Annotated in this window: 13 protein-coding genes; 5 read left to right on the forward strand and 8 right to left on the reverse strand. The window is 62.2% G+C overall.

Going from position 1 to position 11,866, the window contains the following annotated elements; translation table 11 throughout:
* Positions 1-192: 192 nt before the first annotated feature.
* From CD932_RS21225 to CD932_RS21235, 3 genes are all read left to right on the forward strand, one after another.
* Positions 193-486, forward strand: a complete 294-nt coding sequence (locus CD932_RS21225; RefSeq protein WP_094444786.1) for an H-NS family nucleoid-associated regulatory protein — start codon at positions 193-195, stop codon at positions 484-486.
* Positions 487-681: 195 nt separating this feature from the next.
* Positions 682-1,353, forward strand: a complete 672-nt coding sequence (locus CD932_RS21230) for a hypothetical protein (protein ID WP_094444787.1) — start codon at positions 682-684, stop codon at positions 1,351-1,353.
* A gap of 160 nt (positions 1,354-1,513) precedes the next feature.
* Positions 1,514-2,743, forward strand: coding sequence for a hypothetical protein (locus CD932_RS21235; protein ID WP_094444788.1), 1,230 nt, complete (start codon positions 1,514-1,516; stop codon positions 2,741-2,743).
* A 432-nt stretch (positions 2,744-3,175) separates the two neighbouring features.
* Here the strand turns inward: CD932_RS21235 and CD932_RS21240 are convergent, their stop codons facing one another.
* The 8 genes from CD932_RS21240 to CD932_RS21270 all read right to left on the reverse strand — a co-directional run bounded on the left by CD932_RS21240 (position 3,176) and on the right by CD932_RS21270 (position 9,951).
* On the reverse strand, positions 3,176-3,706 hold the full coding sequence (locus CD932_RS21240; RefSeq protein ID WP_094444789.1) for a DUF4337 domain-containing protein: 531 nt from the start codon (positions 3,704-3,706) through the stop codon (positions 3,176-3,178).
* Positions 3,707-3,769: 63 nt separating this feature from the next.
* Positions 3,770-3,931, reverse strand: a complete 162-nt coding sequence (locus tag CD932_RS29000) for a hypothetical protein (RefSeq protein ID WP_176461082.1) — start codon at positions 3,929-3,931, stop codon at positions 3,770-3,772.
* A complete protein-coding gene (locus CD932_RS21245) occupies positions 3,912-4,646 on the reverse strand; it encodes an ABC transporter ATP-binding protein (protein ID WP_094444790.1) in 735 nt (244 codons plus the stop codon). The genes CD932_RS29000 and CD932_RS21245 overlap by 20 nt, the downstream gene beginning before the upstream one ends.
* A 15-nt stretch (positions 4,647-4,661) precedes the next feature.
* Positions 4,662-5,486, reverse strand: coding sequence for an ABC transporter permease (locus CD932_RS21250; RefSeq protein WP_094444791.1), 825 nt, complete (start codon positions 5,484-5,486; stop codon positions 4,662-4,664).
* An 8-nt stretch (positions 5,487-5,494) separates the two neighbouring features.
* Positions 5,495-6,472 (reverse strand): aliphatic sulfonate ABC transporter substrate-binding protein, encoded by a 978-nt coding sequence (locus tag CD932_RS21255; protein ID WP_094444792.1) that lies wholly within the window; start codon positions 6,470-6,472, stop codon positions 5,495-5,497.
* Positions 6,473-6,497: 25 nt separating this feature from the next.
* Entirely contained in the window at positions 6,498-7,886 is a 1,389-nt protein-coding gene (locus CD932_RS21260) for an LLM class flavin-dependent oxidoreductase (RefSeq protein ID WP_094444793.1), read from the reverse strand.
* A complete protein-coding gene (locus CD932_RS21265; RefSeq protein ID WP_094444794.1) occupies positions 7,886-8,713 on the reverse strand; it encodes a MetQ/NlpA family ABC transporter substrate-binding protein in 828 nt (275 codons plus the stop codon). The genes CD932_RS21260 and CD932_RS21265 overlap by 1 nt, the downstream gene beginning before the upstream one ends.
* 29 nt (positions 8,714-8,742) lie before the next feature.
* Positions 8,743-9,951 carry an acyl-CoA dehydrogenase family protein gene (locus tag CD932_RS21270; RefSeq protein WP_094445301.1) on the reverse strand — a complete coding sequence of 403 codons (1,209 nt, stop codon included), beginning with the start codon at positions 9,949-9,951 and terminating at the stop codon, positions 8,743-8,745.
* 256 nt (positions 9,952-10,207) lie between these two features.
* Here CD932_RS21270 and ssuE point away from each other — a divergent pair, with 256 nt between their 5' ends.
* Together ssuE and CD932_RS21280 are read left to right on the forward strand one after the other, a co-directional pair.
* Positions 10,208-10,837, forward strand: coding sequence for an NADPH-dependent FMN reductase (ssuE, locus tag CD932_RS21275; protein WP_094445302.1), 630 nt, complete (start codon positions 10,208-10,210; stop codon positions 10,835-10,837).
* A gap of 28 nt (positions 10,838-10,865) precedes the next feature.
* Positions 10,866-11,864: a sulfonate ABC transporter substrate-binding protein gene (locus CD932_RS21280; RefSeq protein ID WP_094444795.1), complete on the forward strand. Its 999-nt coding sequence runs from the start codon at positions 10,866-10,868 to the stop codon at positions 11,862-11,864.
* The last annotated feature ends 2 nt before the right edge of the window (positions 11,865-11,866 follow it).

The following is an 11,866-nucleotide window of genomic DNA, read 5'->3' on the forward strand; positions in this document are numbered from 1 at the left end:
AGGCGCGTCAATGTGGCGGCCACATGGAGTTGGGGATCGTCCGGCCCCACTTTGCCGGCGGCCAGGTCCGAAGGTCCGCTCCTGGGCTGTATCCGGCCATCGGCATACAATGTAGCATCTTGTTATGTGCGATGCCATGTTACATTGCGCGTATATTCAAACTGTTTGAATTCCCTATCGCCTGGAGACACCATGACGTCGTACGCAGAGTATGTTGAACAAATAACAAAATTGCAATCCCTGGCAGAAGCTGCCCGCAAAGATGAAATCAGTGGCGCAATTGCGAAAATCAAGGATTTGATGCAGCAACATGGCATCACTGTGGAGGACCTGTCTTCCGGAACTCGGGCGAGGCCGGCAAAAATCAAGGGCAAGGTCGCGCCGCAATTTAAAAACCCTGAAACGGGGGAGGCATGGACCGGTCGTGGTCGCGCACCGCGCTGGCTTGATGGCAAGGACAGGGAAGCATATCGTATTGCGAGCTAAGCGCGATGACGGGCCGGCGCTGCCGGCAATACCCTGCATGCCCCGGCCGCGACTGTGATCTGGAGCAAAGCGTTCAGGACTTGCCCGCCAGCTCATCTGATGGTTTTCGCAAAGCATCTTCTCAATTCGTCGGACCGCATGACGCTTCTTCCCGCGCGCACGCCTTGTCCAGGCGATTTTGAAGGAAACGCAAGCATGACCGAACATCTGATTGACTTCACTGCCTTGCGCGCCGACCTACGCGCTCTGAACCGTGGCAGTCTTTTGATTATTGCCGAGCGCGCCATTGAACTGATGCCTGCGGCACAACTGAGTACGCTACTGAGCGACTTTATGCGCCTCGCTGGGCGCCCCGTCGAAGCGGGCAAGCCGCCACTATCGCTGCCAGACGAGGTGCGTGCGTTTTACGAAGCGGCCATGGCCGGCAAGTACGACGAGGCAGTCGCAATCAACAACCAGCGCCGGCAAATTCAGTCCGAAAGCACCGACGCGTTTATTGCCGACTTTGACAGGCTTTTGCGGGAGTGCGTCCGTGTTTCAGATAACCTCGCAGACTCAACTGCAAAGGCAAGCTTCGAACTCCTGTTTGGTTTGCTCCGGCACATTGATGAAGGAAACGATGACGTGCTATTTTTTGCTGACGATGATGGAATATCAAGCATCGGTATCAATTGGCACGCCATCTTGCCTGCATACATCAGCAGTTTGGCCAGGACGTCTTTGCCAGATGAATTCGGACACGCCGTCGACGCTACCATTGAAGATTTCGCGAGAGAAGACAGACCGTACTATTTGGCCGTGGCGCGCAATGCAGCCAGCGATGCACAACGTATTTCACTCGATGCTATCGTGGCAAGCGAAAAGTAAACAGGCGGCTCCGATGCAGTCCGGCACCGAACTGCCGTCATGCAAATGGATAAGCGAGTCGAGGGCTGATGCTCCCTATCGCACCGGTCGCACGAGATTTGCTTGCCAGAGCACTTGCGACGGTCATTAGTATATTATTTTTAAATACATAAACAGGCACATGGCAATCGCATACAAATGGCAGTTCGCACCACGTTTCCGTCGCAACGCGTTCGGCTGGAAATCAGATACCCCAATCTTGCGTATCAAAGAGGCGCTCGCTGAAATCAAGGCGGTGGCCAAGAAGGAACCCGTACTGGCGGCCGAAGGCTCCGTGCTGTTGCTGGAGAAACTGGCACCGGCAATCGAGCAGGTTGACAGCAGCTCAGGCAGGATAGGTTCTGCCGTGAATGGCGCTATCGAAACCCTTGTCCCCATCATCGCAAAAGCCGGCGCCGCGCGCGTCGTGCGAGAGAAATGGCTGGACCGGTTGTACGAGGCCCTTCAGGAAGACGACATGCCGTACTTGGAATACCTTGGTGAATTCTGGGGCGAGCTGTGCGCGACACCGGAAATTGCAGCCAAGTGGGCCGACTACCTGTCACCCACGCTGACGACGATGTGGGACCACTGCGCGCGCAGCGGGGAGTATGGATATTTCAAAGGGACGACCGCGTGCCTGAGCGCTCTCTATTGCGCTGGCCGTTACGAAGAGCTGCTCGCATTGATCGCGAAGTCCGAGTACCGGTACAAGTCGTGGCATTGGAGGGTTTGGGGAGCGAAGGCGTTGGCCAAGGCGGGCCGCGGTGCGGAAGCGATTCGGTACGCAGAGGATACAAAAGGATTGAACGCACCGGTGACAGCTATAGCTGCGTTCTGTGAGGGTGTCTTGTTGGACGCAGGGTTTATGGACGAAGCGTACGCGCGCTATGCGGTTGAGGCCACTTGCGCGACGACCAACCTGGCAACCTTCAAGGCCGTGGCAAAGAAGTACCCGCATATGCCAAGAGAGACAATTCTTCGCGACCTTGTTGCAAGTCAGCCAGGCCAGGAGGGGAAATGGTTTGCGGCGGCCAAGGATGCGGGCTTCTTCGAGTTGGCTATCGAACTGGCAAATCGGAGTCCGTCGGACCCACGAACGCTGATACGCGCGGCCAGGGACTTCGCGGTGGAACGACCGGATTTTGCGATGGCCGCTGGCATGACGGCGCTGCGCGGTATCGCCAAAGGATGGGGCTACGATATTACCGGCGCCGACGTCTTGAACGCATACGCTGCGCTTGTCGCGGCAGCCGGCACCGCTGGCGTGGATGTGATGGTGGTCAGGGCGGATGTGCGGGCGGTGATTGCGGCGAGCCCGAGTGAAGGTGAGTTTGTTGGACTTGTGTTGGAGCGGCAATTGGCGATGTGAGCGCGTGATGTCAGCAATGGCCTTTCCACTCATTTTGCTTGCGCCAACTATCAACAGCGCCTGCACCCTGTACGGAAAAGCAACGCATCGCAAGCTGTTACAATATTCGCACTGCATCATCTCTTGCAATAGGCGTCCCCCGCGCAGACGCAAAAAATACGTGATGGAAAGTGCTAGCCGATTCGTGTCCGAACAAGAAGGGGCACTTTCAACGAGCAAGCACATATATCTTCAGCCGTATGCGGCCTACCTGATCTGCGCAGAACCGGCGCCGACGGTCCCGTTGCTCAAGCAGAACGAACTATTTTGAGCTGCAGAAAGCAAGCGCACACTGCGGTCGCCGGCATCTGATCGGTTCCAAGCTGGCGACAACACATCTTTTATGGAGATGGCGATTCAAACCGCCAATGCTGTGTGCGTCACGGCCATGTTTTATACAAACATCAGGAAGCCATCGGCAAAACATACCAGGCCTGCCAGGCCCACCGGGATCGAGGCCCACCAGATACGCTTGACTTTCATGAGACCGGCTATCGAGTTCAGCAGTATCGACACCTGCAGAAAAATCACGGCAATACCAAATGGTTTGCCGTGCTGTTTCGCGGTGTCGCGCTGCTGTTCAAGGTCGCGGGCGCGAACCTGGATGTCCTGCTTTTCAGCAGCATAGCGAACGATGGCAGCACGGTACTGCGCCTCTTTTTCCGCATAAGGGGCACTCGCTGGATTTTCCTTTGATAGCGCCAGGGCCTGCAATTTCAATTGCTCGGCTTGCACCTCATACAGATGCTGCTTGGTGCTTTTCGCCTGGTAAAACGACCACTGGTCCGAAGCGAGCGCCTGGTTAATTACGCTCTGCGTCGAATAGCCACCGGCCTTAAAGGTGGACAATGTTGCGCACACCGCAAGGATCACCGTTGCCAGCGCCATCGTATTGAGCCACGGTGCCTTTGTTTCTTCTGCCATTGTTTGCCTTTTCATCGAAAAAGCCAGATTGTAAACGGCAACGTCGTGAATAACCAGCCATCGTCACGCCCCTGTCAACATGACGATATCGATATCGATATCGATTTCGATGCGGCTGGACCGCAGCTCTTTCAAGGGCGGCTGGGTGGCTGCATGGCAAGCGAACATGAACGGCGGGGTTTGCCACTGGTCCCGCAAGCCGCTGTCAGATCGCGTGCGCGGCATGCAGTTCGCCGAGGATGGCGTCTTTCAGGGCGGCCTGGGTCGCCGGGGTGCGTGAGCGCGGGCGGGGCGCCGTCACGTCGTAGTGGGCGCGCGGCGGGCCGGCGCGGGTGTCCAGCATGACGATGCGGTCGCTCAGGTACAAGGCTTCATCGATATCGTGCGTCACCAGCAGCACCGTCAAGCCGTGGCGCACGGTTACGTCGGCCAGCAGGTCCTGCAGCTTCATGCGGGTAAACGCGTCGACGGCGGAAAACGGTTCGTCGAGCAGCATGATGCGCGGCTGGCCGAACAGGCCGCGCGCGATCGCCACGCGCTGCGCCTGGCCGCCCGAGAGCTGCTTGGGCAGGCTGTTTGCCATGCCGTGCAGGCCCACTTCGGCCAGCAGTTGCGCAACCTTCGGATCGTGCTCGCCGCCTGCGCCCAGGCCAAAGGCGATATTTTGCGCCACCGTCAGCCAGGGAAACAGGCGCGGCTCCTGGAAGATCAGGCCGATATCGGCATGCACTCCCGCCAGCGGCTTGCCGTCGAGGCGCAAGCTGCCGCGAAAGTCGGCGTCGAGGCCGGCCACGATGGACAGCAGGCTGCTTTTGCCGCAGCCGCTGGCGCCGATCAGGCTGACGATCTCGCCGCGCCGCAGTTGCAATTGCAGCTTGTGCAGCACGCGGCGCGCGCCCCAGGATTTGTCGTTGACGGTGATGTCGAGCAGTGCGGTCATGTTTTGAGACTTTCTTCAGGCAGGAGCATAGTTGTCGCGCCAGGCCAGCAGGCGGTTTTCCAGTCGTCGCATCAGGCTGTCGCTGGCCTTGCCCAGGAGGGCCAGCAGCACGATTGCGGACAGCACGATATCGGCGCGGCTGGTTTCGCGCCCGTCGCTGAGCAGATAGCCCAGGCCCTGGCTGGCGGCGATCAGTTCGGCCGCCACCATGAACATCCAGGCCAGGCTCAGGCCATTGCGCAGTCCCGTGAAGATGGCGGGCAGGGCGGCTGGCAGCAGCACGCGGCGCGCCAGCGCGGTCCTGTTCAGGCGATACAGGCGGGCCGCCTCGATCAGTTTGCGGTCGACGTCGCGGATGCCCGACACCACGCCCATATACACGGGGAAGAAGGCGCCGATGCCGATCAGTACCAGCTTGGGCGCTTCGTCGATGCCCAGCCACAGCAGCAGCAAGGGCACCCAGGCCAGCGACGGAATCGCGCGCAGCGCCTGGAACGTAGGATCAAACAGCGCTTGCGCCGTGCGGTTCAGTCCCACCAGCGCCCCCAATAGAATGGCCAGCAGCGCGCCTCCCGCAAAGCCGATGGCCACGCGCACGGTGCTGGCCAGCACATGGCCGCCCAGGCCCTGGTGCGCCAGGCCGGCGATGGTGGCGGCAATCTCGGTGGGCGCCGGCAGCAGGTTGGCCGGTATCAGCCCGGTGCGCACGCCGGCTTGCGCCGCGATCAAGGCCAGCACCGGCAGCAGCAAGCCCAGGGTGGCACGGGGAAGGCGCAGCGTGCGGCGCGTGCCAGGGTCGCACGCTGCCGATGCAGGTGCTGCTAGCGTATCTCTGGCCATGACGGGTCCTATGCCTTCTTGATGTAAGGGACTGCAAAGCGCGTATCGACCAGATCGTTGATGGCGCGGTTCAGGTCCGCGCCCGGCTTGACCAGCGCTTCTTCGACGAGGATGGGCGCGGCCGCCAGCAAGGCTTTTACATGTTCGGTCGACGGTTGCGGAGTTTGAAAATCACTGCGCAATTTCACCTGCAGCAGCGCCACCGGCAGGCTGACCTTGGCTTCCTCGGCCAGGATCCTGGCCGCTTCGGCCGGATTGGCGATGGTCCAGGCGCGCGCCCGTTCATAGGCCTCGATGACCTTGCCCACTTCGGTCGGGCGGCTGGCCAGGAAGTCCTCGCGCACGTTCAGGAAACCGTAGGTGTTGAAGGCCACGTTACGGTAGATCAGGCGCGAGCCCGCTTCCAGTTCGCTGGCCGCCATATGCGGATCAAGCCCTGCCCAGGCGTCGACCTTGCCTTGCTCCAGCGCGGTGCGGCCGTCGGCGTGCTGCAGGCTTACGTGTTCGATATCGCCACGTTTCAGGCCTGCCGTCTTCAGGGCGCGCAGCAGGAACAAATAGGGGTCGGTGCCCTTGGTGGCGGCGACTTTCCTGCCTTTCAGGTCGGCGATGCTGCGGATAGCGCTGTCCTTGCGCACCACCAGCGCCGTCCATTCCGGGCGCGAAAAAATATATGGTGCGCGGATCGGATTGCCATTGGCGCGCGCCAGCAGGGCGGCCAGGCCCGCGCTCGAACCGATGTCGATGCTGTTGGCGTTCAGGTATTCGAGCGCGCGGTTGCTGCCGGCGCTCAGCACCCACTTGATGCTGGTGCCGTCACCCTTGAACGCTTCTTCGAGCCAGCCAAAGCGGCGCAGCACCAGGCTGGTGGGCGAGTAATAGGCGTAGTCGAGGCGCAGCTCTTTCAAGGGCGGCTGGGTAGCAGCATGGGAAAGGCCTGGAAAAATGCCGGCGGCGGCCAGTTGCAACACGGTTCTGCGTTTCATGGAGTCCTGAGAGTGAGGTGAAAGTTCAAGCCGCCAGCGCGGCGGCGTTGCTCGTGATGCTGACCTGCCTGCCCGCATGGCTTTCCGGCAGGCGCGCACCGTGGCCGAAGACCTTGTGGCGCAGGCTGCCTTGCTCGTACTGTGTCCTGTAGCGCCCGCGCCGCTGCAGTTCGGGCACGATATGTTCGACCACGTCCGCCATGCTGTCGTGGGCGACGGCAAACGCCAGGTTGAAGCCATCGATGCCGGTCTCAATCAGCCAGCTTTCCAGCTGGTCGGCCACCTGCCGTGCATCGCCGACGATCACCGGGCCGCGGCCACCGAGGCCGATATATTGCGCCGCCTCGCGCACGGTCCAGGTCCGGTCGGGGTCGGCCTGGCTGAACGAGGCCAGCGCCGAGCGGCCGGCGTCGGAGTCGATGTATTCGATGGTGGCGTCGAGTGGGTGGCGTGAAAAATCCACGCCGGTCCAGCCCGACAGCAGCACCAGCGCCGCTTCGATATCGACATGCTTGAGGTAATCGTCATGTTTGGCGCGCGCCTCGGCTTCGGTGGCCCCCGTGATGATCAGCGCCTGGGCATAGATCACCAGCGCGTCGCCATCGCGCCCGGCTTGCCGCACGGCCGCGCGCAAGTCGTCCGCATAGCGCTTGACCACCGTCTTGCTGGGGCCGCTGACAAAGGTCGCTTCCGCATGGCGCGCCGCAAAGCGCGTGCCGCGCGGCGAGGTGCCGGCCTGGTACAGCAATGGCGTGCGCTGCGGCGACGGTTCGCACAGGTGGATGCCGGGCACCTGGTAGTGGCGGCCGACATGGTTGATCGCATGCACGCGCGCAGGGTCGGCGTAGACACCGCGCGCCTTGTCGTTGATCACCGCATCGTCGTCCCAGCTTTTTTCCCACAGCTTGTAGACCACGTCGAGATATTCGTCGGCCAGGTCGTAGCGTTCATCATGGCTCAGTTGCTGGTCCAGGCCCAGGTTGCGCGCCGCGCTGTCCAGATACCCGGTGACGATATTCCAGCCGATGCGCCCTTTTGTCAGGTGATCGAGGGTGGAGATGCGCCGCGCAAACGTGTACGGATGCTCGTAGGTGAGGGCGCAGGTGACGCCGAATCCCAGGTGGGTACTCGCCTGCGCCATCAGCGGCACCAGCGCCAGCGGGTCGTTCAGCGGCACCTGCACGCCATGCGTCAATGCCGCGTCCAGGCTGTCCTGGTACACGTCATACACGCCCAGCACATCGGCCAGGAACACGGCGTCGAACAGGCCTTTTTCCAGCAGCCGCGCCAGTTCGGTCCAGTGTTCGGGTTCCGTATAGCGGTCGCTGCGGTCGCGCGCATGGGTCCACAGGCCCGGCGACTGGTGGCCGACGGTGTTCATCTGGAAGGCGTTGAAGCGGATTGCCTTGACCATTATCGGGCCGCCGTCTGCAAGGCTTGCTGGTAGTCGGGTTTGACATAGCCGGCAAAGTATTTGTTGGTGATGTCGAGGAATTCACGCGAGCGGTAGGCCGCCGCCAGGTCTTTCGCGAACTGCTTGTCCTTGTCGGCCGTGCGCACCGCCACCAGGTTGATGTAGTTGGGCGGGATTTTCTCGGCCAGCAGCGCGTCCGTCAGCTTCAGGCCCGAGGCCAGCGCGTAATTGCCGTTGACGAAGGAGTAATCGGTGTCGGCCAGCGAGCGTGGCAGCTGCGCCGCTTCCAGCGGCAAGATCCTGATTTTCCTGAGATTGACGGCGATATCCTTTTCGGATGCGCGCACCGGATCGATATTGTCGCGCAGCTTGACCCAGCCCAGCTGGTCGAGCAGCACCAGCGCGCGCGCCTGGTTGGTCGGATCGTTCGGCAGGGCGACGGTCGAGCCTTCTTTCACTTCGGTGAGCGACTTGTGCTTCTTGCTGTACAGCGCGATTGGCGCAGTCGGTACCTGGACCAGGTCCGTCAGCGCCAGCTTGTGTTCGAGCGCGAATTTTTTCAGGTACACGATATGCTGGAAGGCATTGGCGTCCAGCGACCCTTCGGCCAGCGCGAAGTTCGGCTGGATATAGTCGTTGAACTCGACCAGCTTGACCTTGTAGCCCTGCTTTTCCAGGATGGGCTTGATGCCCAGCTTGATCTGGTCCGCATACGGGCCGGCGCTGGCGCCGATGGTGATCTCTTTTGGGTCCTTGGCCTGGGCCAGGCCGGTGGTCAGGGCGAGGCTCAGGGCGCCGAGAAGCAGGGTGCGGCGGGCGATGGTCATGGCGGTGTCTCCGTATGGTTGAGAGGGTGTCAGGAATAAGCGGTCGGCTCGGGCACGGTGCCAGATAGCGCATAACGCCCCAGGTCGCGCAGCTTGTAGTCGACGGGATCGTGCAGGGTATGGACGCGCACATTGCGCCAGTAGCGGTCGTAACCAAATTGCGCCGAGGTCGAGCGCGCGCCCGTCAGTTCGAACATCTGGCTGCTGATTTCCAGCCCCGCCTTGTGCGACAAACACTTCGCTTCGGCCACGGCGACGGCCAGCAGGCCCCGTTCCTGCGCTGTGACGAGGGCGCCCTTGCGCAACACCGTATCGAGTTCCAGTGCGGCCAGGTCGGCCAGCACTTGCGCCGGGCGCAGCAGCAGCCAGAGCTGGCCGTAGCGGTGCTGCACCAGCGGATCGTCAGCCGCTTGCGCCACGCCGGAGGCAAACCAGGCTTTCGCCTGTTCGCTGGTGTAGCCGCGCGCCGCTTCGAACGCGCCTTCGGCGATGCCGAGGTAGAGATTGGTCATGATCAGCTGGGCGATCTGCGAGCGCACCGTCGTCTGCGGCGTGGCCGCCTGCGCGGGCGATTGCAGCACCAGCTCCGCCGGCAGCGCTACCTGCTCGAAATGCACATTGCCGCTGTCGGTCTGGCGCTGGCCGAATGCGTCCCAGTCCGGCTGCACGGTGATGCCCGGCTGGCGCGTGGGCAGGGCGGCGATCAGCGCCGTTTGCGTGGGGGCGTGCCAGGCCGACACCGTCAGCCAGTCCGAGCCCACCGAACCGGACGAAAAACTCTTGATGCCGTCCAAAACAAAGCCGTCGCCGCTGTCGGTGGCGGTGACTCTTTTGTCGAGCGGATTGAGCGCATTGCCCCAGAACAGGCGCTCGTCCACTGTCAAGGTCAGCAAGCGGCGCTGCTGCTGCGCGCTGCCATACAGCTGCAAACCGGCCAGCTGCAAATGGTGAAAGCCGAACACATGGGCCAGTGCGCTGTCGGCGCGCGCCAGGATGCGGATCACTTGATACACCAGCGGCCAGGGGGCGCCCTGGCCGCCGAATTGCGCGGGAATCGACAGGGTCAGGAGGCCAGAGTCGCGTATCCATTCGCGTTCCTCGGCAGCATGGCCGCCGGCCTGGTCGCGGGCATTGGCGGTGGCGGCCAGGCGGGCGGCCAGAAAGGTGGCGACGGCGATGGCGTCAGGTGGCGCCGCAGGCGTTTGTGGCGGGGGGGCAAAGATAAAAGCAGCGGACATGGCAGTCATTTCAGAAAATCGATGGAGTCAGTATTGCATCCGAATTGAAGTGCCGTACACGAAGAAAAGCGCGCATGGATATGCAAAAAAATGTGAGCGGGGTCGTTGCGAGGACGCTGCGGGGCGTCGAGGCGCTTTAGTCGAAAAACACATATCGAAGCGCGAAAGCATTCGTTTTATACGGGCCGTGATGGCGATAGGCTGCATGCATATCGAGCAGCGCCTATCGACACAGACCACTTACAGGGACCACCTCATGAGCATACTTTTATTGGGCGGCAGCCCGCAGATACCTTCGAGCTCCAGCCGCCTGCTGCAGCATATCGGCGACCAGCTGGCGCTGCATGGCCATACATACAGCAAGCTCGATGTGCGCGACCTGCCGGCGCGCGCGCTGCTGCAGTTTGACTACAACGACGTTGATATCGCCAGCGCGGTGCGCGCCGTGGCCGAAGCGCACGCCATCGTGATCGCCACGCCTATCTACAAGGCATCGTACACGGGCCTGCTGAAAGCCTTCCTCGACCTGCTGCCGCAAGACGGCCTGGCCGGCAAGCTGGTGCTGCCGCTGGCCACCGGCGGCGGCCACGCCCACACGCTGGCGCTCGACTATGCGCTGCGGCCGGTGCTGCATGCGCTGGGCGCCAAGCAGGTCTTTACCAGCATCTACGCCAATGCGCAGCAGCTGGACTGGCATGAAGAACGGGGCTTGAGCCTGGACGCGGCGATCGAACTGCGGGTGCGGGCCGGCATTGCCGAGGTGTCGGCCGGCCTGTTCATTTTGCAGGGCGCGCGCCGGCCGCTGGTCCTTGCGGACGAAACCCTGGCGCCACCAGCGCGCACGCTGCAGGAACAACCCTACTGCCCATCGTTGCAAACCGCCTGATTCACCATTCACACCATAGGAAACCGCCATGACCGATCACCAGGAAAAACGCCTGTCCCGCCGCGCCACCGTCGGCCTGCTGTTTGCCACCTTTGCCGGCCTCGGCGTGATGGCGGCCGGCATGCCAACCATGGTTCACGCGCAAGCGCAGGCCGAGCTGCGTATCGGCTACCAGAAATACGGCACCTTGACCCTGCTGAAAGGCCGCGGCACGCTGGAAAAACGCCTGGCCGAGCAGGGCGTGGGCGTGAAATGGACCGAGTTTCCGGCCGGCCCGGTGCTGCTCGAAGGCCTGAACGTGGGCAGCATCGACTTCGGCACCGTCGGCGAAGCGCCGCCGATCTTCGCGCAGGCGGCCGGCGCCAACCTGGTCTATGTGGGCAATGAACCGCCGTCGCCGGCCAGCGAAGCGATCGTCGTGCCCAAGGGGTCTTCCCTGCGCACCCTGGCGGACCTGAAGGGCAAGAAAATCGCCCTGAACAAGGGGTCGAACGTGCATTACCTGCTGTTGAAGGCGCTGGAAAAAGCCGGCGTGGCCTACGCCGATATCCAGCCCGTGTTCCTGCCGCCGGCCGATGCGCGCGCCGCCTTCGAGCGTGGCAGCGTGGACGCCTGGGCCATCTGGGACCCGTTCCTGGCCGCCGCCGAAAAGCAGATCGGCGCGCGCGTGCTGGCCGATGGCAAGGGATTGGTGGCCAACTACCAGTTCTACCTGGCTTCGCGCACTTACGCCGAAAAGAATCCCGAGATCCTGCGCATCGTGCAGGATGAAGTGGCCAAGGTCGATGACTGGGGCCGCAACCATCCCGACGAGGTGGCGACCATCCTGTCGGCCCAGACCGGGTTAAGCCGCGACGTGGTGGCGCTGGCCGCCTCGCGCTATGCCTACGGCGTCAAGCCGGTGTCGACGGACGTGATCGCGGCCCAGCAAAAGGTGGCCGACGCGTTTTCCAGCCTGAAGCTGATCCCCAAACCCATCGTTGTCAAGGACGCGCTGCTGCCGGTCAAGCAGGTCGCCACCAAATAAAC

This window comes from Janthinobacterium sp. PC23-8, from assembly GCF_002250505.1.
In the GTDB taxonomy this organism is placed as follows: Bacteria; Pseudomonadota; Gammaproteobacteria; order Burkholderiales; family Burkholderiaceae_D; genus Janthinobacterium.